The organism is Helicobacter hepaticus ATCC 51449 (assembly GCF_000007905.1).
Taxonomy (GTDB): domain Bacteria; phylum Campylobacterota; class Campylobacteria; order Campylobacterales; family Helicobacteraceae; genus Helicobacter_C; species Helicobacter_C hepaticus.
The window spans coordinates 991038-1013438 of record NC_004917.1 but is presented as its reverse complement, the minus strand read 5'-3'; the positions used below and the strand labels follow the sequence as shown (position 1 = coordinate 1013438).

Annotated in this window: 20 protein-coding genes; 14 read left to right on the top strand and 6 right to left on the bottom strand. The window is 35.7% G+C overall.

Annotation, left to right across the window (positions count from 1 at the left end; translation table 11 throughout):
• Positions 1–43 precede the first annotated feature (43 nt).
• The 7 genes from HH_RS05090 (at position 44) to HH_RS09425 (ending at position 6650) form a co-directional block, all read left to right on the top strand.
• Positions 44–1036, top strand: a complete 993-nt coding sequence (locus HH_RS05090) for an alpha/beta hydrolase (protein WP_050720635.1) — start codon at positions 44–46, stop codon at positions 1034–1036.
• Between the two features lie 16 nt (positions 1037–1052).
• Entirely contained in the window at positions 1053–1541 is a 489-nt protein-coding gene (locus tag HH_RS09200) for a cyclophilin-like fold protein (protein ID WP_158295430.1), read from the top strand.
• The gene (locus tag HH_RS05080; protein WP_011115871.1) at positions 1516–1989 is read left to right on the top strand and encodes a flavodoxin; all 474 of its coding nucleotides are present in this window, start codon (positions 1516–1518) and stop codon (positions 1987–1989) included. Before HH_RS09200 ends, HH_RS05080 begins: the two co-directional genes overlap by 26 nt.
• Before the next feature lie 187 nt (positions 1990–2176).
• Complete coding sequence (locus HH_RS05075) at positions 2177–3856, top strand: DUF262 domain-containing protein (protein WP_011115870.1); 1680 nt, start codon at positions 2177–2179, stop codon at positions 3854–3856.
• The gene (locus tag HH_RS05070) at positions 3853–6090 is read left to right on the top strand and encodes a DUF262 domain-containing protein (protein WP_011115869.1); all 2238 of its coding nucleotides are present in this window, start codon (positions 3853–3855) and stop codon (positions 6088–6090) included. Before HH_RS05075 ends, HH_RS05070 begins: the two co-directional genes overlap by 4 nt.
• Positions 6091–6166: 76 nt before the next feature.
• Positions 6167–6421, top strand: a complete 255-nt coding sequence (locus tag HH_RS09430; RefSeq protein ID WP_148141043.1) for a hypothetical protein — start codon at positions 6167–6169, stop codon at positions 6419–6421.
• Complete coding sequence (locus tag HH_RS09425; RefSeq protein WP_041309074.1) at positions 6402–6650, top strand: hypothetical protein; 249 nt, start codon at positions 6402–6404, stop codon at positions 6648–6650. The genes HH_RS09430 and HH_RS09425 overlap by 20 nt, the downstream gene beginning before the upstream one ends.
• A gap of 136 nt (positions 6651–6786) precedes the next feature.
• On the opposite strand, the gene HH_RS05060 is transcribed toward HH_RS09425, so the two are convergent.
• Positions 6787–7590 (bottom strand): TSUP family transporter, encoded by an 804-nt coding sequence (locus HH_RS05060; RefSeq protein WP_226989473.1) that lies wholly within the window; start codon positions 7588–7590, stop codon positions 6787–6789.
• 183 nt (positions 7591–7773) lie between these two features.
• Here HH_RS05060 and HH_RS05055 point away from each other — a divergent pair, with 183 nt between their 5' ends.
• On the top strand, positions 7774–8724 hold the full coding sequence (locus HH_RS05055; protein WP_050720607.1) for an aldo/keto reductase: 951 nt from the start codon (positions 7774–7776) through the stop codon (positions 8722–8724).
• A 52-nt stretch (positions 8725–8776) separates the two neighbouring features.
• On the opposite strand, the gene HH_RS05050 is transcribed toward HH_RS05055, so the two are convergent.
• Positions 8777–11287 (bottom strand): DUF2726 domain-containing protein, encoded by a 2511-nt coding sequence (locus HH_RS05050; RefSeq protein ID WP_011115865.1) that lies wholly within the window; start codon positions 11285–11287, stop codon positions 8777–8779.
• Between the two features lie 163 nt (positions 11288–11450).
• Between HH_RS05050 and HH_RS05045 the strand changes: the two genes are divergently transcribed.
• The gene (locus HH_RS05045; protein ID WP_011115864.1) at positions 11451–11654 is read left to right on the top strand and encodes a hypothetical protein; all 204 of its coding nucleotides are present in this window, start codon (positions 11451–11453) and stop codon (positions 11652–11654) included.
• A 76-nt stretch (positions 11655–11730) separates the two neighbouring features.
• On the opposite strand, the gene HH_RS05040 is transcribed toward HH_RS05045, so the two are convergent.
• From HH_RS05040 to moaA, 4 genes are all read right to left on the bottom strand, one after another.
• Positions 11731–12846 (bottom strand): Cj0069 family protein, encoded by a 1116-nt coding sequence (locus HH_RS05040; protein WP_011115863.1) that lies wholly within the window; start codon positions 12844–12846, stop codon positions 11731–11733.
• A 109-nt stretch (positions 12847–12955) separates the two neighbouring features.
• Positions 12956–15448, bottom strand: a complete 2493-nt coding sequence (locus tag HH_RS05035) for a heavy metal translocating P-type ATPase (RefSeq protein ID WP_041309071.1) — start codon at positions 15446–15448, stop codon at positions 12956–12958.
• 3 nt (positions 15449–15451) lie between these two features.
• A complete protein-coding gene (gene mqnE / locus HH_RS05030) occupies positions 15452–16537 on the bottom strand; it encodes an aminofutalosine synthase MqnE (protein WP_011115861.1) in 1086 nt (361 codons plus the stop codon).
• 95 nt (positions 16538–16632) lie between these two features.
• On the bottom strand, positions 16633–17631 hold the full coding sequence (moaA, locus tag HH_RS05025) for a GTP 3',8-cyclase MoaA (RefSeq protein ID WP_011115860.1): 999 nt from the start codon (positions 17629–17631) through the stop codon (positions 16633–16635).
• Between the two features lie 93 nt (positions 17632–17724).
• Here moaA and mobA point away from each other — a divergent pair, with 93 nt between their 5' ends.
• From mobA to lpxC, 5 genes are read left to right on the top strand one after another with little or no spacing between them, the layout of a single operon-like run.
• A complete protein-coding gene (mobA, locus tag HH_RS05020; RefSeq protein ID WP_011115859.1) occupies positions 17725–18294 on the top strand; it encodes a molybdenum cofactor guanylyltransferase MobA in 570 nt (189 codons plus the stop codon).
• Between the two features lie 3 nt (positions 18295–18297).
• On the top strand, positions 18298–19425 hold the full coding sequence (gene flhB / locus HH_RS05015) for a flagellar biosynthesis protein FlhB (protein WP_011115858.1): 1128 nt from the start codon (positions 18298–18300) through the stop codon (positions 19423–19425).
• 57 nt (positions 19426–19482) lie between these two features.
• Entirely contained in the window at positions 19483–20868 is a 1386-nt protein-coding gene (locus HH_RS05010) for a M23 family metallopeptidase (protein WP_011115857.1), read from the top strand.
• Positions 20869–20881: 13 nt separating this feature from the next.
• Positions 20882–21478, top strand: coding sequence for a septum site-determining protein MinC (gene minC / locus HH_RS05005; protein ID WP_011115856.1), 597 nt, complete (start codon positions 20882–20884; stop codon positions 21476–21478).
• Positions 21475–22374, top strand: coding sequence for a UDP-3-O-acyl-N-acetylglucosamine deacetylase (gene lpxC, locus HH_RS05000; protein ID WP_011115855.1), 900 nt, complete (start codon positions 21475–21477; stop codon positions 22372–22374). The genes minC and lpxC overlap by 4 nt, the downstream gene beginning before the upstream one ends.
• The last annotated feature ends 27 nt before the right edge of the window (positions 22375–22401 follow it).

Below are 22401 nucleotides of genomic sequence, written 5' to 3'. Positions count from 1 at the left end.
GACACACACAACATTCACACAAACTTTCACACGCATTTTTATAATGCTAATATTTTTTATAGGAGGTGGAGCAATGGCTCAAGAGAAATGGGATAAGGTGTTTGCAAAAAGCAATGAAGTCAAAGTCCAAAAGGTAAAATTCACCAATCGTTATGGAATCACACTCACGGGGGATTTGTATCTACCTAAGAATCTAGGCAAAGCACAAAGGCTGCCAGCAATCGCAATCAGTGGTCCTTTTGGCGCAGTCAAAGAGCAAGCGAGTGGATTCTATGCGCAAACTTTAGCGCAAAAGGGCTTTATCACTCTTGCCTTTGACCCTTCCTATACAGGAGAGAGCGGAGGCAAACCTAGAAATGTCGCCTCACCCGATATTAATACAGAGGATTTTAGTGCAGCGGTGGATTTTCTAAGCAATTATGCAAATGTGGATTCTAACAAAATCGGCATTTTGGGCATTTGCGGATTTGGCGGATTTGCACTTAATGCTGCCGCAATGGATACGCGCATTAAGGCAGTCGTGGCTTCTACAATGTATGATATGAGCCGCGTCAATGCCAATGGCTATAATGATTCAATGGACGCAAAGGCGCACTATAAGCTTAAAGAAAGTCTCAATGCACAGCGCACAAAGGATTTCAAAAGCGGCACTTACGCCAAAGCCGATGGATTGCCCCAAAAGCTTAGAGGCGATGAGCCACAATTTATCAAAGATTATTTTGACTATTACAAAACGCCTCGCGGATTCCACGCACGCTCTATTAACTCCAATGGGCATTGGAATCTCACTTCGTCTTTAGGCTTTATCAATGCGCCTATTTTGGCATATAGTGATGAGATACAAAGTGCGGTTTTAATCATTCACGGCGATAAGGCACATAGCAAATATTTTAGCACTGACGCGTATAAAAAGCTTAAGGGCAAAAATAAAGAATTGTTGCTTATCAAAGATGCCAATCACACGGATTTGTATGACAATGCGCAAAAGATTCCCTTTGATAAAATCGCAGTGTTTTTTAATGCGAACTTGAAGTAGAACGCAAAGGAACAATATGCGCAAATATACATTTCTTTGTTTATTGTTTGCGCTGCTAACGCAATGCGCTTTAGGCAAAGACTTAAGGGGGAGATTGGAGGGGCAAATGCAAATACAAATGCAATTTCAAGGGAAAAGCTTTGTTTTGACTTTAGAAAATAATGCGGCTGCAAGGGATTTCTACGCACTCTTGCCTTTAGCTTTAAGCTTTAGTGATTATGTAGGCAAGGAAAAGATTGCTAGGCTTGATAAAAGCCTAAGCACACAAGAGAGCGGAGAATATGACCCACAAAGCGGCGATTTTTTCTATTTTGCCCCTTGGGGTAATGTCGGAATCTTTTATGCCAAGCAGCCCCCATACAAGGGCTTGGTTAAGCTAGGCGCACCAAAGGCAGAAAAAGAATCTTTTATCACGCACCTGAAAGCCCAAAAGCAGGATTTTATCCTCACGATAGAAAAATATCCTGGCAGGGAGAAAAATGAAAGCCTTAGTCGCGTTTTTTAGCGCAAGTGGAATCACAAAAGAAGTTGCGCAAACTTTAGCAGAAGCCGCAAATGCGGAAACTTTTGAGATAATCCCCGCGATTCCTTATTCTCAAGCGGATTTGGATTGGAGAGATGAGCAAAGCCGCAGCACTTTAGAGTGCAAAGACAAAGCCTCGCGCCCAAAAATTGCTAAAGACATAGAGATTTCAAGCTACGATACAATATTTATTGGATTCCCCATTTGGTGGTATAGTGCGCCACAGATTATTTTTACCTTTTTAGAATCCCACGATTTTAGCGGCAAAGTCATCGTGCCTTTTTGCACAAGCGGTGGGAGTGATTTGAGCAATGCCCCGTGTGATATGGCAAAGTGCGCTCCTAATGCGATTTTCAAAGAGGGCAGACGCTTTAATTTTGGCACAAGCAAGGCAAAACTCAAAAAATGGCTTGAAAGCTTAGAGGTATAGTGTCTGTATTTTCACAATTCTAACGCATACACCTTTGTATGTGTAAGGGCAGATTTGTTTATTTCGTAAAATTAAAATGTCTTTAAAATCTAAAAATCAAATTCTACCGCTTCAAATAAAAGCATTTTCTTGGACGAATGATTAAGAGAGGTTTGCTATAATTAGATAAATTGTAAAGGGGCGAATAATGAATCAACAAGATCAATCTTTAAGAGATATTGTAGGGCTAAAAGATAAAAATTTTATCATTCCAAGCTATCAAAGAGGCTATCGCTGGGGAGAAAGAGAGGTTCAAGCGTTACTGCAAGATATTTGGGATTTTGCACAAATGCAGAATCAATCTGACTTTTACTGCTTACAACCTGTGGTTGTGAAAAATAATAAAGAAAAATATAGAATCATTGATGGACAACAAAGATTGACGACAATATTTTTAATCATAAAATTGCTTGAAAATAAAAATTTCTTTAATATTTCCTATGAAACTCGTCCCAATAGCACCAATTTTTTGCAAAATATTCAAGATAAAACCCAAAAAGAAGTTGAGAATATAGATTTTTACCATTTTCATAAAGCTTATGAAGTTATACAGGTTTTTTTCGACAATAAAGATATTAATCAAAATAAATTCTTAGAGGTATTGCTCAATAAATGTAAAGTACTTTGGTATGAAATAGCCCCCAAAGAAAATGAAAATGAAGTCTTTATTCGCCTCAATATTGGAAAAATTCCTTTAGCTGAAGCGGAAAATATTAAAGCCTTATTTTTAAGCAAAAATGACGAATTAGATAGTGATGATTTAAAAGATAGAGCAGAACTTTGGTATCAGAGCGAAATTGAAGCAAGAGAAAATAGGGATTTTAGGTATTGCGTGTTAAATAAAATTGATAAAGAAGATATAGAAAATAAAATCCTAAAAGATGATATTCAACGAATTGAAGCATATTTAAAATCACTTGTTCCTTACTCAAATAAAAAGCATTATTTGTTTGAGTATTTCTATAAATGCTATAAAGACGGCACACTCAATAGCCAATGGAACGAGTTAGAGAATGCAATCAACACACTCTCTGGCTTTGCAAGTGGAAATGGGAATGATAAAATAGATAGAGAAATTTTTCACCATCTTGGGTTTTTAATTTTGAGTGGAAAAAATATTTATTCCCTCTATAAAGAATGGAAAAACGATACAAACAAAGAATCGTTTTCGCAAAAGCTTTTAGCAATAATTCAAAATGAAATTTCAAAGATTGAAAATATAGAGCAACTACGTTATAAAAAAGATGATGCAAAAATAAAGGATATTCTCCTACTTTTTAATTTGGAATATCTTATTCGCGAGGAAAGTTCCAATGAATATTTTAAGTTCAATCGTTTTGTGTTGGAGCAATGGACCTTAGAGCATATTTATGCCCAAAACTCTAAAAGCATCAAAGAAGCTATAAAAGGTAAAGATAATGAAAATATTATTCAATGGCTTCAAGAAATTTTATCATATATTGATGATGATAAGCTTAAACAAGAAATTGAACAAAGCATAAAAGAAGTCATTTTTGCTGATAAACTATTTGAGGACATTGATGACAATTTTAAAAATAATGAAACTTTGCATACAATCCAAAATCTCACATTGCTTGATAAAGATTCAAATAGTCAAATTGGCAATCAAATATTTAGTCAAAAACGCAAAGCAATACAGAAACTTGGTGAACAGGATAAACTCATTCCCATTACCACAAGAAAGGTGTTTGAAAAAGTATTTTCTGAAAACAAGAGCAATCCTGACATTTTTGAGCAAAAAGACCAAGAAGATTATCTCACAGCTATCAAAGAATCTTTAAAAAGATATATAAAGGAGGACAAATGAATCTCAAAGAATTGCTAGAAAAATATAGAATTGAAATTCCTATATTACAAAGAGATTATGCGCAGGGTAGGAAGTCTCAAAGTAAAATCGCTAATGAGTTTTTATCCGCAATCTTTAATGTATTAAATGGCAAAAGACAATCCTTGCATATTGATTTTATTTATGGCTATCAAGAAAATGATAAATTTTTGCTTATTGATGGACAACAACGCATTACAACACTTTGGCTATTGCATTTTTACCTTTATAAAAAAGCAGATTGTTTGGGACAAATCAAAGATTTATTGGCGAAGTTTTCTTACAATACGCGTAAAAGCTCTGCAAATTTTTGTAAAAATTTATTGAAAAAAGACTTTGATATAAACAAAAAACCAAGTGAAGCTATTAGGAATAAAGGTGGAGAGTTTGAGAAAGCAGAAAACCTCAATAATGACCCTACTATCAAAGCAATGCTATATATGCTTGATTTAATATTTGAAAGAGTTGAAAATAAAAAAGATATTCAAAAACTTACAGAAAACTTAGATAACATCACCTTTAATTTATTTGATATGGGAAAGTTTGAGCTTGGTGAAGAGTTATATATCAAAATGAATGCGAGAGGCAAGCAACTGAGCAAATATGAAAACCTCAAATCATTTATTGAAAAAGATTCTAAAATCTCTAAAGAGCAAAAACTTTTAGAGAGTATAGATACTAATTGGAGCGATTATTTTTTTGATAGTAAAAATCCAGAAAAGTTTGATGCGCGAGGATGTAATTTTCTCCATTATGCTACTCTCTTTTTTGCATTGGAAAATAAAGAAATAGAATCTAAAGACATTAAAGAAGCTATTGAAAATCCCAATCAGCAGGTAAATGAATTTTATGAACCTTTGCAAAATATTGAGAATATAAAATTACTTGATAGAGTAATAAGTTTGTGTATTTTATTTGATACTCTAGAAATTAAGGAGGTTTTGAAAATAAAGGATTCCTCTTTTTTTGATCAAATATTGAGTTATCTAGATATTTCCTATTTTTTCTCTATTTTATTTTTTGTAAAAGAAAATAGAGAAATAGAAAAAATTGATAAAACTGCGCTTAATGATTATTTAATGGTGAGTAGGCATTTTATTGAAAATCATAAACTTGATTCACCTGACAACATTAAAAGCTTTTACCAACTTTTTAAACATCTCTCACAAGGACATAGTAATATTTATCAATTTTTAGTAGATAACCCTACACATAGTTTCCATTCTAATATTTATCATTTAGAAGTGAGAAAAGCAAAACTTATTTTGGCTAGTCGTCAAGGAGGAGAAAATTGGGAGGAAATACTCAACCAAACAAGTGAGCATAAAGTTTTGAAAGGTTGGGTAGATTTCCTCCTTGATTTTAGTGATGAAGAATTTGTATATAAAAGTTATTCAAATAATAAAAACTATAGACAGGGACAATATGGCTTTACATCTCTTTATGAATCTCCAAATTTAGAAAAATTCAAACAATATACCACTACAACAATGCAAATTTTAGATAAGGAACAATTCTTAAGTGATAATCTTACATTTTTCCAAAGAGCCTTTCTGTGTATAGGTGATTTTAGCTTTTATAGCACGAACTGGTTTTATGGCAATTCTCCTACTGATATTTTTAGAGATAGGGAAGCCTTAAATTGGATTCTTAAAGGAGATAAAAATGGTTTAAAATTGCCTTATTTCAAAGATTTTTTAGATACTTTACTAGAATGTAAGGGTAAAAATCTAATTGATAAAATGCAAGAGGTTATCAAAAAGACTGATTTATCACAAAAAGAATGGTGGGAACAACTTCTAATTGGAGAAAGTGATTTATTTGATTTTCTTAATGAGAGAAAAGAGACTTTTCAGAGATATTCTAGAATCCGATATTTTAATAATATCGATAAAATCGATAAAGTCGAACTTTTACCAGGTTTAAGAAATACGACAAATGTAAAAGATTTACTTGATTACGGATTTTACTGCTATTGTAAAGATAGAGGCTTAAAAATTTCGGTATATGAATGTAGCGAGAAACAATTTGGAGATAAATTTGAGTTATCACCACATTTTTCTTTAGATAATATGGAAGTTTTATGTAATAGTATGGAATCAAAGATTTACTTTAACAATAAAGAATATCCAATCAATCTTGAAAAAGGTAACAATATTTTTGATGAGTTTGATAGAATTTTAAAGCTAATTGATGAGGATAGAGTTATCAAATGAACCACTTCCTAAACCAAAGTATAGAACTTGCAAATCAAAAGGATTATTTTGAGAGTAGCTTTTTAGAGTATATCCTATAAGTCCAGACAATATAAGAGAAATAGATTCTATCAAATGGAATAGGTTTGAAAAAGCCTTTAGTGTCAATGAGCAAGAAAAAATTATAGAATCCTTACTTGATTTTGATTTGTTTCTTATTAAAGATTTTTATATTGCTTATCTAAGGCGCGACAAGAGTGCAATCAAAAGAAATCCTGCAACGATAGCAAGAATTTGTGGGAGATTAAAAGAAATGGGATTAAATAAAATTTATGAAAATCTCTCACAATAATGCTATTTTAAATGTTTCTGATACAGCTATGCAAAAATTTGCAGAGATTCTCTATGATGTCTCACGAATGCAAAAACCGCCTTTTAGTCTCTTTATGGGTGAGGCAGCGTTTAAGAGTGCGGAGAATAAAATCGCGTGGGTAAGTGAGGATATTAAGGCTACACAAGGCTATGCAGGAGCTGCTGCTGACTTTAGCGATTCTGCAGGAAGTGCGTTTGATAAGAGATAACAAAATGATGAAAGCCTTGCTTTAAGCATACGAGGTAGAAAATACACGCCAGAGTTTTGCTTTGATACCAATCTTTATAAAAACATTGCACAAAAGGAAGTTATCGCGCTCGTTTTTGAAATAGGATTTTAGAATCCTAGAAAAACTCCCTAACAAGTAATTGAGTGGAGAGGGCAAAGCACACGCATATTACAATCGGGCGGATAATCCTTGCTCCGTGCTTTATTGCAAGGCGTGCCCCAAAGCTTGCACCGATGATTTGTCCCACACACATAATAATGCCTAGAATCCAAAGCACATTGCCTCCGAGTATGAAAAACAAAGTAGAGGCGATGTTGATACTAAAAACAATCCAACGCGAATGCGCTAAGGCTTTGCTAAGTCCATAACCACCAATACTTACAAGCAGAGCTAAGATAAAAGAGCCAATCCCAATGCCTAAGAATCCTCCATATAATCCTGCTATTGCGATGCTTATAAACAAAAAGATTTTATGAGGATTTTTGGCTCTGTCCTCCTCGCTAATGTTTGGAGAGAGTAAGAAATATGCACCCACTGCTATCATCACAAAAGGCAAGATTTTTGAGAGTAAAGCAATCTCTATAAACTGCACTAAAATCGCACCCACTGCTCCAAAGAGCAGTGCAATTATCATCACCGCACGACTTTCTTTCATATCCACCAAACCTTGATGATAATAATGTGCTGCGCTGACGAATGAGCCTACACAGGCTTGAAGCTTATTTGTCGCTAAGGCTTGGAGGGGATTTAGTCCGCTTACAAGTAATAAGGGCATAGTTATCATTCCTGCTCCACCAGAGAGTGAGCCTACAACCCCGCCTACAATAGAAGCAATAAAGAAGAGAGGATAAAAATACAGAGCTATGCCTTCAAATGTAGGGGTTGTAAATGTAGCCATTGTGAATAAATCTAAGCTCATATTTCTCCTTATTAAAGTATTGCTTTCTTATGTTGGCAAAAATCAAAATCTTTGCATTATATACTAAATTTTATTTGAAAAAAGGCATTTGCAAATCTCGTATTATTTTCTTTCACCCCTTGACAAATACTTAGTATCAGGCTGTATAATTACACAATCTATTTTACAAACAAGGAGGATTCTATGAAATCGTATAATGTAAATCGCAGAGACTTTTTAAAGAATCTAGCACAATTCACAGGAGTGGCGACACTCGGGGCTTATATGCCTTATCCACTTTTCGCACAAGATTTGAAACAAATTTCCAAAAAAGGAGCAAAAATGCAAACTCTCACCCTCAATAATGGCGTTAAAATGCCCATTCTTGGGCTTGGCACTTATTCGCTTACGGGCAAAGCAGGGCAAAAGGCGATGAGCGAAGCCATAGAGGTAGGTTATCGGCTCTTTGATAGCGCACAGATGTATAATAATGAAGCCGAGCTTGGAGCAGCGATAAATGCGGCAGTAAAAGGCGGAATCAAACGCGAAGAGTTTTTTATCCAAACTAAGCTTTTAGAATCAAGTAGCGAGGATTTAGCAAAAAAATCCATTGAAAAATCCTTAAAAACTTTAGGGCTTGATTATATTGATTCTTTGCTTATCCATATGCCATACTCTCAATCTAAGGCGATGTATAGAGCAATGGAGAGCTTTTATAAGCAAGGTATTTTAAGGGTTATTGGCATTTCAAACTTTGGTGCGAAGGCGTATAGCGAGTTTGTGAAATCTTGCGAGGTGATTCCTGCGATTAATCAGTGCGAGACACATTTACTCCTCCAACAAAAGCCCTTAAGAGAGGCGATGAAGAGCAAAAAAACTTTGTTGCAAAGCTGGAGCCCTTTTATCGCGGGGAAAGGTTCAATTTTAGAAAATCCCACACTTAAAAGCATTGCACAAAAATACAACAAAACACCCGCACAAGTGGTTTTGCGATTTTTGATTGAACAAGGAATCTCTGTCATACCAAAAACTTCTAAAAGAGCAAGAATGCAAGAAAATCTTAATGTCTTTGATTTCTCTTTAAGTGCGCAGGATACGCAGATTCTTAAAGAGCTTGATACGAATAAAAGTGCGTTTTCTTGGACGAATTATTAGGGGAAACTGCCAATTAATCGCGCCAAAATATTTGGGTAGGTAGCGCACGGCTTTATCCTTGCAGCTTATCCAAATACGCTTTTACTCGCACAATTTCATCACTTTCTATCGTGTTAAGCCTTAGCAGTGTAATGCTGCACTTTTGTAAAATCGCATTTTTCAACTCATCTCTTTTACTTTGCCTAGAATCTTCCTTGTGATAGGCAAAGCCATCTATTTCTATGGCAAGCACAGGGAGTTTATCCATCGTGTTAAAAATCAGCAAATCAATATGGCTTGAGCTTTGGATAAACTTTATTTCTTGTGCATTTAAGCCTTGAGTAGAGCTTAAGATTCTATATAGTGGAATATGTGTAGCAATATCCAAGTTCCCATAAGAGCTAATGCAATTTTTAAGCGCGTGATAGGCAAGGTTTTCAGAATCATAAGCGGAGATTTTTTTCTTGCCTTTAAGATATTTGCGCCTTGCTTCCGCATTTGCCTTATACAGCAGGTCAAAGATAGATTTCACTTTGCTTTGTGTGATTTCAAAATTATGGTATTGCATATAGGCAATTAAATCTTTTAAATGGCTTTTGCTTTGGTAGATTTGCGCAGAGATGACAACTCGCAAAAACCGCTTAGCACGGCTTATAGCGACATTAAGCAAATTTGGATTATCAATAAAATCACTGATTTCATTCTCTACTGTGCTTAGGATAATCGCCTCTTTTTCTCGTCCTTGATATTTGTGAATCGTGTCTATTTCTATCCCACTCACATTATGTTGCAAATGCGCTTTTTGCTTCCTAAAGGGCGAGATAATGCCAATTTGCTCCTTTGTGAGATTTGCTTGTAAGGGTGGCAAAACTTCTTTTACTATTACATCAATTTCTCTTTGGTTATAATGCCCCCTTGCGTGATTGCCCTTTTGTGTAACAAATGTCTGTATTACATCATTTTCACCCTTATCTTCGCTTAAAATAATCAATTCATTGTTATAGAATCTTTTATTGCAAAATCCAATGATTTTAGGGTGGCAGCGATAATGTTCTTTAAGCATTACTTTTGGCACATTGGGCAATGTTGCTATCACAGAGCTTAGCAAACTTTGCTCTAAAAAATCATAATGCAAAGGAATGCAATATTTTCGTGTGAGCGTTTCAATGAGAGGTTTTTTATCTTGGGCAATCACATTAGGAAGTTGCTTCGTATCTCCCACGATAATAGCGTTTTTCGCGCTACTTAATGCCAGAAAACCTGTAACTAAATCCACTTGTGAAGCTTCTTCAATAATCACATAATCAAACAATGTGTCTTTAAGATTGAGCGAGGATTTGATAGAATGTGTAGTGCTTAGAATCACGGGATATTCTTGCAAGATGGCGGGTGCGTTTTGGTTTAAATCAAAAAGTTCAAATCGCACTCTTTGTTGTTTGTTTTGGTATTTTGCCCTAAGGTAAGACTTGAATAAAAGCAAGGAACAAACTTTGAGCTTTTGTACGGGATTTTCTTGCTGCAAAGATGGGAGATCGGATTGGAGCTTTTCAATAGATTTTGAAAGTTCCATATCTTTAAGGATATAATAATAAGAATCTAATGTATGCAAAATCTCTTTTTTAGGAGATTTATAGAATCTAAAATCCCCCACTTTGTCTAAAAAAACAAGTTTGAGTTTTAACCAAAAGGAGAGTTTTTGGATCTGTTCTATCTGCACTTTGGCTTTAAGAATCTTATCACTTGTTAATTTTGTAAAGTTTTTGATTGCTAAAGGCGAGATGTTCTCTTGCGCTTTGAAATATTCATATTCTAATCTTAGCGCGTTTAAAAATGTCTTTTGCTTGGCTAATTCGTTAGTAAGATGAAAACTCTCTAATGCCTTTTGATTAAGGCAGACAAGCTCGGCTTTAAGCTTTGTCGCATCTGTTGCAGGAATATCAAAAGAGGGATAAGTGCCACTTTGGTTAGCGATAAAGCTTTCTTTATTGTCCTTTTTGCCCAAAGTCGCACAAACAAATCCAAACCCATAGCCCTCAAGCTTTTCAAAAACATTTTGCGTAGCGGAGTTGTTATTAGAGAGTACTGCGATAGTTTTGTTTTGGCAGATAAGATTTGCGATGATATTTAAAATCGTCTGTGTTTTGCCTGTGCCCGGTGGTCCCTCAATAACGCTTATTTGGCTACCCATTGCATTTTGCACCGCTTCGTATTGGGATTTGTTTGCGCCAAAGGGAAAAATAAGCGGCGATTCATTGATAGAATCTTGCTTGAACGATGAGGGATTGAGGTAGATAGACAAGGCAGATTGTTTGGGGATAGTTTGGATTCTCTCATATTCTTTGAGCAACACATTTAAATTGTCCTCTGGTGTTTGCATTTCTGAAAGAGCACAAAGCTCTTTAAGGTAGTTAAAGAACTTATAGCTTGTCGCTCTTTTTACAAGCGCAAAATTTTCTTTTTGGTAAGTGTAAGTTTGCGGATTGTTTTTAAATACTACTTTGAGATTCTCATTTTCAAGGCAGCAATACTCAATCTCCGCGCTCTTATCCTTGCCTTTAAGAATGATAAAATACTCTTTTGTCATCGTGCTTCTTTATTTTGGGTAAATATGTATTATAACAAATTCTAAATGAGCTTGATGTGAATGTGTTTTTTTGGACTGGTTATTAAAGGAAACTTGCTATAATCACACTTAAAAGCTTGAAGCGCAAGAAAAAAACAGATTGGATAGGGGAAAAGGAGCAAATATGGGAATGCCGATAAGTTTTAATCAACCAATACCACAAATTATACCAACAACACCCGTTGTGCCTCAAAGTAACCCAAGAAAAGATGAGGAAACTTATAAGTTGGATAGTTTAAAAATGCACGAAACACGAATGCCAGAGGTTACATATAGTTTAGAAAGTTTAGTAGTAAGCAAAGGGCTATTGTTAAATACTAAAGCATAAAAGAAGGGGTTAAGTTAAGGTTTCAAACTAGATTCTATATAGAATCTAGTTTGATGAAGGTAGGAAAGATGAAGAATTAAGATTGCGCATCTTCCACAATGTTGATAATTGTGTTTGCTACTCTACGCGCAGTTTTATCTAAAAACTCTGCCGGAGAAGTAAAGCCTACACAAGAGCAGTTAATCTCACCCAAAACATATTTATCTTTACCATTTGCATCTGTATCAAGGATAAAGTCCGCTGTCCAAATGAGCGGCAAATCATAGTTGCCAAGTTTAGTTTTAATCTCTGGGAGATTTGAAAGGAAGTAATCTACTAGAGTGCTCCATTGCTCTGGCTTATCATAGCGATATTTTGCGCCACTAAAGAGTGTTGCAGAGAATGCATCCGCGCCTTCAGCTGGTTTTTTATGCACAACATAAATCGGATCTTTATAAAGCATAAGGATTCTGATTTCACCCTCTTTGATACGAGGTAAGAATGTCATATCCACGAGCATACCATTATCACCCTTGAGGTATTTTTCACAAAAATCCATAAACTCACCGAGTTTGCGCTCTTCAACGTGATTATCTACTGCTTCTGTGCAGCGAATCTCTGTATCAAGTGGTAATTCGCTCACACCTTTGTATTTGCTTGGGTCTTTGATTTGCACCCGCCAAATACCCTCACCTGTTGAACCACGATTTTGTTTGAGCACCCTTTCGCCTTTTGCAAGAGTTTTGGGAAAGTTCTTTTTGAAGTCGTGTTCGCCTCCTGCTTCCCATTTTACACCAATTCTAGCTGCCTCGCTTGGGTCATAATAAGCTAGAGTGTCTGTTGGCACAAGTTCTGTATTGCGAAGCTTAGTTAAAGCATCTTTTGCACCATAGCCAATCATTGCATCAGGGTGTGGCATACCGATGACGCCATCAGCGCAAAGTTTGCGCAATACATCAAAATAGAGTTTTTCTTCTTTGAGGTTACCCGGATTTACGCGTGAAACATACGCATCAGCAGACTTTTTAACATACTCATAGATTTCATTCTTTTTTGCCTCATCGCGTAAAATCTCGTCTGTAAAAAAGACAACCTCTGCGTTCCAACCAAGCTTCTTGAGATAATCCATCATTGGCACAGTGTCTTTTCTGTGCCCGTCTTTACCTTTATCACTGCCTCCCACTGCTTCAAAAAAAACAATATGTTTTTTCATGAATTCCTCCTTAAAATAAAATGAAACATCTTTATATTACGCTAAATTTTCACAAGAACAACTAAAATAATTTATATTCTTATGAGATTTTGTTTGTCTTCTTTAGAATCTACCCATTTTTATTTTCATTTTGTGTTTCACCTTTAAAATATTTTAATCGCATAGAATTAAATACTACAATAAGAGAGCTTAGACTCATAGAAAGCGCAGCGAAAAGCGGTATTACAAGTCCAGCAGTAGCTATTGGCACGCTTAAAGCATTATAGCCGATGCTCAAAGCTATATTTTGCTTGATACTAACATAAGTTCTATGGGCGATTTCAAAGGCATTATGTAGCGTGGAGAGTTTATCATCAAGAATGACTACATCGCTACTTAAAATAGCAATATCACTCCCTGCACCCATAGAAATAGCAATATCGCTCTTACTAAGCGCAGGTGCATCATTGATCCCATCGCCCACCATCACAAGCACATTGCGAGGGTGTTTATGTTTATAAGATTCTATCCATTCTGCCTTTTGTAAGGGCGAGAGACTATGATGAGATTCTTGAATGTTTATAAGTGAGCTGATTTGCTCTACGCTCTCCGCTCTATCACCGCTAAGAAGTGCTGTGGCAATCCCACGTTTATGAAGAGATTCTATTAAAGTTTTAGCATAGGGTTTTGGTTCATCATAGAGCTCAAAAATTTCAAGTAAAATATTTTCTTCATTTTTTTGCATACCATAGGCAAAGACCATACCTTTATTAATTGTAAGTTTCGGGAGAATAAAGCCCTTATTTTGCAAAAATTCTAAATTTCCTCCTACAAGTGTAATACTTTGATTTTCACTCTCTACCAAAGCAGAAATACCTTGTGCATCAAATTGCTGAAAGTCCTTAAGATTCCATATAGTTTCTTGTGTGCTTGAATCTGTATGAGTATCCAAAAAATCAAAAATTCCTAGTGCCACAGGATGTTTGCTTAATCGCACAAACTCACGTAAAAGTTGCTTATCATAAGCGGATTGTATGTAACATTGTTGCACCTTTGGTTTGCCAATAGTAAGTGTTCCTGTTTTATCAAAGATAACTATATTTGCTTTTGCAAGACTTTCAAGGAATTTTGCTTGTTTGAAAAGCACATTGTGGCGATAAGATTCGCCAATACCAACTACAGAAGCAATAGGCGTAGCCAAAGCCAACGCACAAGGACAAGCGATAATAATCACAGATATAGCTACCATAAGCGATTTTTCAACCCCTACATTTCCTATGAAATACCAGCCTAAAAAACAAAGTAAAGCTATACTTAAAATCACACGTGAAAAATACTGCGAGAGGCTATTAGCAAGATTCTGTATATGTGGTTTATAATTAAGAGAAGCGCTTACAAGTTCGATAATATGGCTCATAAGGCTTTGTGAGAATATTTTGGTCGCTTGATAAAAAATTTGATGGTTAAGATTAACATAGCCGGAGAGAATCTCATCGCCTTCTTTAGATTCTATAGGCAAGGATTCACCACTGATTGCTTTTGTATCAAAAATTGCTCTTTGACTGAGCAAAATGCCATCAATGGCAATTTTTTCACCTGCTTTTACAAGAATCATATCACCAATTTGCACCTCTTCTGGAGTAACTTGACGTGTGAGATGAGGATTTTGTTTATCACAGAGTTCCACACTTGTGGGTAGTAGATGATTGAGTTTATCAAGGCTATCCCCTGCATTTTTGCGTGCTCGAACTTCTAAAAACTTACCAATTAATACAAAGGTGATAATCATACTCACAGATTCAAAATAAGTCTCTCCACTGTGCGTAATAGCAGCATATATAGAATAAAAATAAGTCAATGTAGAGCCAACAGCAACGAGTAAATCCATACCCACAAAACCATTTCTTAATCCATAATAACTTGAGCGAAAAAACACCCACCCAGAGTAAAAAAGTGCAGGAGTGCAGAGGATAAATGAGGCAAGATTCAAAATATCTTTTGCTTCCTTAGTGATACCAAGAAAATATCCACTATATTGTGCAATGGCTACCCACATAATATTCATTGTGCAAAAAAGCGCAACAATAACGCGTATATAGTATTCTTTCATTTGCTTTTTATCTGCACTTTCTTGAATTCGGCTATCATATACATACGCATCATATCCTATAGATTGAATAAGAGTGATAATAGTGCTTAAAGGAAGCTTGTTTCTATCCCATACAATTGTTGCTTTGTTGTTTGTGTAATTAATTGTGGCGCTTATAATTCCTTCCTGCGCTAAAAGGAGCTTTTCATTGAGCCAAATACACGCTGCACAATGAATTCCGCTAATGATTAAATGCACTTCGCAGAGTTTCATCTCATCTTTTGTAATGGTATGGACGTATTTTTGCATAAACGCGTCTGTATCAAATCGTGCTAAATCATTGTGTGTATCAAGTGTTGGTGGAGTGAGAGGGCTTGTGAGCTTATCATAAAAGCTTGTGAGTGAGGACTTTTGGAGTAAAAAATACACACTCTCACAGCCATTACAGCAAAAATGCAACTCCTCGCCTTGCTCATTGTAGCGTGTGCTTAGTTGTGAAATATCATATTCAAGCTGACAATGGGAACATCGCACTTTTTAGCACTCTGCAAGTTCATTATAAAGAGAATCTCGCTCTATTGCACGAAATCCGGCATCTTTAATTTGAGAGATAAGTTCTTCTTTGCTTAATCCACCTTTGCTTTTTGCTCCCGCAGCAGATTGAATACTTTCTAATTGGATTGTTCCGTCCATATCATCAGCGCCAAATTCTTGTGCAACAATAGCAAGATTAAGCCCTAAAGTTGCCCAATATGCTTTGATATGTGGGATATTATAAAGCAAGATTCTCGCAATAGAAATTGTTTTTAGAATCTCTTGTCCGCTTGGAAATGTTTTGACATTAAGGAAATTATTTTCACGTTGATAAAGAAGAGGAATAAAGGCATTAAAGCCACCTTGCTTATTTGTTACCTTGCTACTTTCGCTTTGTGTAGAGCGTAATCGCAGCATATGGTCAATTCTATGTTCTCTTTGTTCTATATGTCCAAAAAGCATTGTTGCATTACTCATTTTTCCTAGAGTGTGCCAATATGTGTGAATCTCAAGCCATCTTTGTGAGCTCACTTTGCCTTTGCATATAAAAGCGCGCACTTCTTCATCAAAGATTTCAGCACCACCTCCAGGCATAGAATCCACTCCTGCTTGTGCCATATCTTCGAGCACTTTTTTATAGCCTTTGTTTGAGATTCTGTCCAAATAATCCACTTCTGCAGCAGTAAGAGCTTTTAAATGGACTTGTGGTAGAGCTTTTTTTACTTCTTTGAAAAGCTCAAAATACCATTCATAAGTATAGTTTGGATTATGGCTAGAGACGATATGAAGTTCTTTTGCACCATTTTCATAAGCATCGTGTGCTTGAGCGAGAATCTCATCAATGCTCATAGAATAAGGATTAGGATTTTTGCGTGAGGCGGAAAATGCACAAAATTTACATACATCTGCACAGATATTGCTTGGGTTGATATGACGATTGTTATTAAAAAATACTTTTTTGCCATAAAGTTCTGTGCGGAGATTGTGCGCTGCTTCGCCAAGTGTGAAAATATCATATTCATAAAGTCCGCTTAGCTCTTTTGGGCTTAAATCTGTATCTTGTGCTAGAGCCCTTTGCAATAAATCCATTTTTCCTCCTGTATAAATTTCATATACAATAAAAGTGATTGTATAGTATAAAATCTTAGAATCTCATTTACACACTTTGTTTGCACAGCAAAGAATTATCCGCCTGTATAATAAAACGCACGTGTAGAATGGTTTTGTTGCTCCATTTCCTGCTCCCATTGATTTTTTTCAGGTTTATTACGCACAGAGAGTTCTAAGAGTTTTTGCATACCTTCCTTATCACCTTGCATAATGGCATCTTTAAGATTCACACTCTCTTGATAATACAAGCAAGGACAAATCACACCATCACTTGTGAGGCGGATACGATTACAACTCGCACAAAAATCATCTTCGTGCGGAGAGATAATGCCAAAGGTGAGCTGTTTTGGCAAAGAGTGTGAATCATTATTTTTTAAGGTAATTGAATAAAGCTTTGCAGGACCAAAGCATTCTTTTTTTTCTAAAGTAGTAGGATATTTGGCATTGATAATATTAAGAATCTCTGCACTTCGCAAACCTTTTAAGCCATCTTTTGCGTGGATATTTTCCATAAATTCAATAAAACGAATACCAAAGCTATAAGTGGCAGCAAAATGAAGCATATCAACAATCTCGTCGTCATTTACGCCTTGAATTGGCACCATATTGAGTTTAATGCCTAACCCAAGAGCGGCAGCTTTGTGAATGCCTTTTAGAATTTGTGGCAAGGCATCGCGTTTAGAAATAAGCTTTATACGTTCATTTTTAAGAGAATCTAAGGAAATATTAATACGCGAAAGTCCTGCTTCTTTGAGGTCTTTGGCATATTTTTCAAGTAAGAAAGCATTGCTTGTAAGTGTGAGTTCAATATGTGGAGCGTATTCATAAATTTGAGCAATAAATGCGCTTAAATCTGCTCTTAAGAGCGGTTCACCGCCTGTAATGCGAATCTTTTTTATACCATTATCAATGGCAAGTTTAATAAATTCAAGCATTTTGGGTAGGGGGAGCGCACTCTCATCTACAAAAGATTCTGGTGTATCAGGCATACAATATTGACAGCGAAAATTGCACATTTTGGTAACAGAGACGCGCATATAATCAATGGTGCGAGAAAAAGAATCTATTAACATTAAACCATTCCAAAATAATAAATTTGCTTTATACCCAAGTATTTAGGATTATACAAAATAAGATATAATGCCCACCAAAAATGAAAGGTTTTTATGCAAAAAATAATGATTCCGTGCGTGATTTTAGCTGGGGGTAAAAGTTCGCGTTTAGGAGAGGATAAAACGCAAGTCGCTTTTGGGAAGGAAAATCTAAGCCAGTGGGTATTTACGCACTTAAGCAAAATATGTGAAAAAGTATATATTAGCACCAAAGATAAAAAGAAATTCACCTTTGATGCGCCATTTTTGATTGAAAGAAGTCGCATTTATGCACCCATCATCGGAATGATAAATGCCTTTGAGAAGCTTAAAACCCAAGAAATACTCTTTGTTAGTGTGGATACGCCTTTTGTGCGTGGAGAGACTTTGCGACAACTCGCAGATTCAAATGCACCTATTACTTACGCACAAAGTGCCGATAAGGCGCATTATCTTATTTCTAAATGGCACAAATCTATGCTTGATGCACTTATATGGGCATATAAGTCTAAAAGTTATGCTCTGCACCGCATTATAGAATCTCACCCACATCAAAGTGTCCTTGCAACAGAAAAGGAATGCTTTAATATCAATACAATGGACGATTATTATAATGCCTTAAAACTTTATGAGAATATGGAATAAATTATGGCTGATGAAGAAAAAACCCAAGCCCCATCGGCGCATAAGATTCAAAAGGCTCGTGAAGAGGGCAATGTCAGTAAAAGCCCTGAACTTGCTGGTTTTTTTATTTTGCTTGTAGGGTTAGGTTTGATGTTTTTGCTCATACCTTTTTGGATTGAATGCGCTCAAAGAATCTTTCACCATATTAATAAGCTTATTATACTTGATGTAGATAGGCGTTTATTGGGTAATCTAATGCTAAGTATTGGACTTGAAGTTTTTTTTATGCTCGCACCACTTTTTCTTGTGTTGATGATTACGGGGGTTATTGCAAATATTGCACAATTTGGGTTACTTCTATCGCCTAAGGCTATTAAACCTAAAATATCTAAAATTAACCCTATAACGGGCATTAAAAATGTTATTTCTCTTAAAAAGATTCTTGATGGCTTTATGATTACATTAAAGGTATTTGTAGCTTTTATTGTCGGGTTTGCTGTGTTTGTAAGTTTTTTTAATGAGCTTCCTAGTGTGTCTATGAGTGGATTGTATGGACAAATTATGTGGTTTAGACAAAAGGCACTTATTCTTATTGGAGTGTTATTAATTTTGTTTTTTATTATGGCAGTAAGTGATTATCTCATTAAACGTTATCAATACATTAAAAGTCTCAAAATGAGCATTAAAGAAGTCAAAGATGAATACAAGCAATATGAACAAAGCCCGGAGGTGAAGGCTAAGATTCGTCAAATGCAACAAAAAATTGCAAGTAATCGTATGATGCAAGAAATTCCCTCTGCCTCAGTTGTTATTACTAACCCTACACATTATGCTGTGGCATTGCGTTATAGTGAAAAAGAGATTGCTCAAGGTATGCCTCCGATATTAGTGGCAAAAGGCATTGATGAGCTTGCTATACGAATTAAAAGTATAGCAAGGGAATATGATATTAAAATCATTGAGAATCCACCGCTTGCACGCGAACTTTATCGGCAGTTGGATTTAAATCAAGTTATACCTCACGACCTTTTTGCTGCGGTAGGACAGGTGTTAAGTGAGGTAGCATATCTTGAAGAGCGTGAAGGTAAGAAAAAAATGAGTAAGATTCTTGAAATTGCAGGGGAGAAAGTAGCTAAAGAGCGTCAAATATAAGACTTTATGATATAATAAAACCTTATATTCTTTAATTAATCCAAAAAAGGCACGAGTATGGGTAATAAGCGGTTAATATTGGCAAGTTTAGGTATTATGACACTTGTTATTGTGGGGATTATCGCCTTTACTTCTATCATCTTTGAAACACAAGAGCCACGTTTGAATATGCAAGGACAAGATCTTCCAACGCATTGGAATCTTCAAGATGAGATGGTGGTGAAATTTGATGATGAAAGTGGCATTAGGCATTATCGGGTGCAAGTGATATTTGATGGGGAGATTTTGAGTGATGAGAAAGAAATTATTTTAAACAAACCAAAATCTATCAAAATTTCTTTGCCAAAGCCTTCCACTTTGCTTAAAAATGGGGCAACGCTTCAATATAAAATTGCTGTAACAGATTGGAGTAATTCACATTTTTTTAGTGGCAATACTGCCAAAGTTGAGCTCAATCTCGTGGTAGATACGACTCCTCCCAGTGTCATACCTATTGCATCATCGTATCAAATTGCCCGTGGAGGGAGTGCGATTGTAGCATTTGAAATCAAGGATATGGCATTACAAGATGTGCATATTAATAATGGCACTGATGATTTTAAGCTTTTTAAATATCTTGATAATGATATTTATGTAGGGATTATTGCGTGGCCTCTAAAAAATAAATTTTTTAATGCTCAAATTATTGCCACAGACAAAGCAGGCAATATTACAAAACAAAACATTACTCTTATGCGTAATATTAATGTTGCTTATTATCATTCTAATATCAGAATAGAAGAAAGCTTCCTTCAGGGTAAGTTAAACGAACTTCTTGGACGCATTGATAAAAAACTCCATAGGGATTTTAATGATGATGTTGAGCGGTTTGTGTTTTTTAATGAGGATATACGCAAGGAAGATGAAAATAGAATCTTAAAAGCTTGTAATGATTTGATTTCAGATGATGGCTACATTGATGAATCTTTTCGAGCCTTTGTGCCACTTAAGGGTTCAAAACTCGTAGGGAGTTTTGGGGATTATCGCACTTATTATCTCAATAAAAACAAAATTAGTGAAGCTATTCATTTAGGTATTGATGTAGCAAGTGTCAAAAATGCTCCCATTATCGCAAGCAATAAAGGTGTTGTATTGCTTAAAAGTCGTCTTGGGCTTTATGGCGATACGCTTTTAATTTATCACGGATTTGGTGTTTCATCACTTTATTCACATATGTCAGATAGCCACGTTGATGTGAGTGATGAGGTAAATGTAGGGCAACAGATTGGCAACACAGGTATGACAGGTTGGGCATTTGGAGACCATTTGCATTTTAGTATTTTAGTGCAAGGGCATTTTGTTCGTTTAAGTGAGTGGTTAGACCAAAAGTGGGTTGATGATAATATTATTAGTGTTTTAGCTAAAACACGAGCATATTATCAGGCAAAACATTCAGCGCATTAAGAAGTTAGGCAGTATGATTAAAACTCGGCAACATACCTTACGATTGTTTGAATTTGAAGCAGGAGGGAGCATACAGGAATATATTGATTTTATTACAAAACACCTCCCTCTTTTGCAACGTCATACACTTGGCTTTAGAGATGAGATTGACCCACAGCTCCAAGCATTCTTACAAGAGCATAATTTAAGTTTTGCTCATTTAAGTGATATGGCGCACATTTATCTCACGCGTAAAGATTCTGACATACCCGCTCAACCTAGTTTTTCTGATGTGCAAACTGCGCATACTTCTTCCCGCACACTTTTTGTTCAGAAGGTTGTCCGCAGTGGTGAGGAAATTTATCATAATGGCGATATTGTAGTGCAATCTCAAGTCAATAGCGGCGCTCGGATTATTGCGGAAGGAAATTTGCTTTTGCTAAGTGAGTGTAGTGGCAGTATAGAATCTCAAGGCGATTATATTATCTGCACCAAGATTCTTGCTCCTGCAATTTTATTTCAAGATGCACTTCTTGATGAACATTTTTTACATAAGATTAACCAAAGCAGTGCATTATTCAAAATAATTTTTAAAAAAGACGATGATATATGCGTAAAGGATTTAGTATGAAGCAAAAGACCATTAAAAATAAAGTTGAGCTTGTAGGGATTGGCTTACATAAAGGTGTGCCTGTAAAAATGGAGCTTGAACCTTTGGAGGTGGATAGCGGTATAGTATTTTATCGTTCTGATTTGGGTGTGAGTATTGAGTTTAAGGCTGAAAATGTCATTGATACTACTATGGCAACCGTCATTGCTAAGGGTGAAGCAAAGATTTCTACCATTGAACATTTGCTTTCCGCTATTCACGCCTATGGCATTGATAATATTAGAATCTCGCTTGATAATGAGGAAGTGCCTATTATGGATGGAAGTGCAATAGGATATTGTATGTTGCTTGAGGAAGCTGGTATTGTTGCACAAAATGCGCCTAAAAAAGCCATCGTAATAAAAAAATCTATTGAGATTGTAGATGAGAAAAAATTTGTGCGTGTTGAGCCAAGTGAGAGGACAATTTTTGATTTTAAAATTGATTTTAATCACCCTGTCATTCGTCAGCAACACTATAAATTCACTTTTAGCACTCAGGCTTATAAAGAAGAAATTGCTCGCGCAAGGACATTTGGCTTTTTACACGAGGTAAATTATTTGCGTTCTAAAGGCTTAGCAAAGGGCGGGGATTTAAGTAATTGTATTGTGCTTGATGAGAGCAGTATTCTCAATAAAGAAGGTTTGCGATACAAAGAAGAATTTGTGCGACATAAAATCCTTGATGCTATTGGTGATATGGCATTGCTTGGTATGCCTTTACTTGGCAGTTATATATCTTTTGCGGGAAGTCATAAGCTTAATCATCTCCTTACAAAACAGATTTTGAGTGATGAAAAGGCTTATGAGGTTGTAAGCCTTGAAGATAAGGTTGAGGAAGCAGCTCTTGATTACGCTTTTTTGCACGAGCAGCATTAACCTTAGCCGTGCGATATTATAAGGCAC

Excerpts from the sequence above, each read along its gene's own strand:
- HH_RS05090 (WP_050720635.1), top strand. The coding sequence starts at position 44 with ATGCTAATATTTTTTATAGGAGGTGGAGCAATGGCTCAAGAGAAATGG.
- HH_RS09200 (WP_158295430.1), top strand. The coding sequence starts at position 1,053 with ATGCGCAAATATACATTTCTTTGTTTATTGTTTGCGCTGCTAACGCAA.
- HH_RS05080 (WP_011115871.1), top strand. The coding sequence starts at position 1,516 with ATGAAAGCCTTAGTCGCGTTTTTTAGCGCAAGTGGAATCACAAAAGAA.
- HH_RS05075 (WP_011115870.1), top strand. The coding sequence starts at position 2,177 with ATGAATCAACAAGATCAATCTTTAAGAGATATTGTAGGGCTAAAAGAT.
- HH_RS05070 (WP_011115869.1), top strand. The coding sequence starts at position 3,853 with ATGAATCTCAAAGAATTGCTAGAAAAATATAGAATTGAAATTCCTATA.
- HH_RS09425 (WP_041309074.1), top strand. The coding sequence starts at position 6,402 with ATGAAAATCTCTCACAATAATGCTATTTTAAATGTTTCTGATACAGCT.
- HH_RS05060 (WP_226989473.1), bottom strand. The coding sequence starts at position 7,590 with ATGAGCTTAGATTTATTCACAATGGCTACATTTACAACCCCTACATTT.
- HH_RS05055 (WP_050720607.1), top strand. The coding sequence starts at position 7,774 with ATGAAATCGTATAATGTAAATCGCAGAGACTTTTTAAAGAATCTAGCA.
- HH_RS05050 (WP_011115865.1), bottom strand. The coding sequence starts at position 11,287 with ATGACAAAAGAGTATTTTATCATTCTTAAAGGCAAGGATAAGAGCGCG.
- HH_RS05045 (WP_011115864.1), top strand. The coding sequence starts at position 11,451 with ATGGGAATGCCGATAAGTTTTAATCAACCAATACCACAAATTATACCA.
- HH_RS05040 (WP_011115863.1), bottom strand. The coding sequence starts at position 12,846 with ATGAAAAAACATATTGTTTTTTTTGAAGCAGTGGGAGGCAGTGATAAA.
- mqnE (WP_011115861.1), bottom strand. The coding sequence starts at position 16,537 with ATGGATTTATTGCAAAGGGCTCTAGCACAAGATACAGATTTAAGCCCA.
- moaA (WP_011115860.1), bottom strand. The coding sequence starts at position 17,631 with ATGTTAATAGATTCTTTTTCTCGCACCATTGATTATATGCGCGTCTCT.
- mobA (WP_011115859.1), top strand. The coding sequence starts at position 17,725 with ATGCAAAAAATAATGATTCCGTGCGTGATTTTAGCTGGGGGTAAAAGT.
- flhB (WP_011115858.1), top strand. The coding sequence starts at position 18,298 with ATGGCTGATGAAGAAAAAACCCAAGCCCCATCGGCGCATAAGATTCAA.
- HH_RS05010 (WP_011115857.1), top strand. The coding sequence starts at position 19,483 with ATGGGTAATAAGCGGTTAATATTGGCAAGTTTAGGTATTATGACACTT.
- minC (WP_011115856.1), top strand. The coding sequence starts at position 20,882 with ATGATTAAAACTCGGCAACATACCTTACGATTGTTTGAATTTGAAGCA.
- lpxC (WP_011115855.1), top strand. The coding sequence starts at position 21,475 with ATGAAGCAAAAGACCATTAAAAATAAAGTTGAGCTTGTAGGGATTGGC.